1 protein-coding gene is annotated in these 255 nt (G+C 42.4%); it reads right to left on the bottom strand.

What is annotated here, in order from left to right:
* On the bottom strand, positions 1-242 hold a 242-nt coding region (locus NE473_RS32420; protein ID WP_256265750.1), incomplete at its 3' end, for an ERF family protein.
* Positions 243-255 lie beyond the last annotated feature (13 nt).

A 255-nucleotide genomic window follows, 5' to 3' on the forward strand; every position in this document is an offset into this window, starting at 1 on the left:
GTAATTTCGGCCCCGGTCTCGCAATCAACAAATTTTGCAATGCCCTTAACATAATACCGGTCCCCTATCTGCTCTATCTCATCGTTGAGGAAAAGCACAGCATTCACAGATTTTAAAAGCGGTTTTACGGCCTCCTGTATGTCCTCGCAGTTACGATAATAATATTTCCCAAAGAGATTATACTGGCTTTTCGGTACTTTGAGTTCCTGCTGTACTTTCAGCAACTTCTCATACACATTCATTACACGGCTATCG

The organism is Hungatella sp. SL.1.14 (assembly GCF_024460495.1).
Classification (GTDB): domain Bacteria; phylum Bacillota; class Clostridia; order Lachnospirales; family Lachnospiraceae; genus Hungatella; species Hungatella hathewayi.